The sequence below is a fragment of the Pseudomonas sp. Q11 genome (assembly GCF_024494355.1).
Lineage (GTDB): Bacteria > Pseudomonadota > Gammaproteobacteria > Pseudomonadales > Pseudomonadaceae > Aquipseudomonas > Aquipseudomonas hefeiensis.
Window position 1 is genome coordinate 1 of record NZ_JAKNQY010000074.1, and the last position, 605, is coordinate 605.

At 49.8% G+C, this 605-nt stretch carries 1 rRNA gene; it reads right to left on the minus strand.

What is annotated here, in order from left to right:
- Window positions 1-218: ribosomal RNA gene (locus MA884_RS27800) — 16S ribosomal RNA — on the minus strand; the annotation flags it as partial.
- Window positions 219-605: the final 387 nt, after the last annotated feature.

Sequence of the window (605 nt, forward strand, 5' to 3'; positions counted from 1 at the left end):
ATAGCGCAAGGCCCGAAGGTCCCCTGCTTTCTCCCGTAGGACGTATGCGGTATTAGCGTCCGTTTCCGAGCGTTATCCCCCACTACCAGGCAGATTCCTAGGCTTTACTCACCCGTCCGCCGCTCTCAAGAGGTGCAAGCACCTCTCTACCGCTCGACTTGCATGTGTTAGGCCTGCCGCCAGCGTTCAATCTGAGCCATGATCAAACTCTTCAGTTCAAACATCTTTGGGTTTTGAGAAAACCCTAAACTTGGCTCAGCAATCGTTGGTTACATCTTTGATTTCTCGCGGAGTAACTTGTGATGCTGATAATCTGTTGACTAGCAGTCTGACTCCACAAGCACCCACACGAATTGCTTGATTCAGTTGTTAAAGAGCGGTGGGTTGAGCCTTTCGTCTCAACCGAGGCGCGCATTCTACAGCGCCCGGTGTATCTGTCAAGCGGTTATTTTTGAAGTTTTCAAAGTTTTGCTTTCCAAAACTTCAGCAACTTCAACCACTTGCGCTTCCGATCTCTCGTTAGCGGGAGGCGAATTCTACAGCGTTACTCGCTGCTGTCAACACCTCTTTTTGACCGCTTTCGATCGAGAAGACCGAATCGTTAA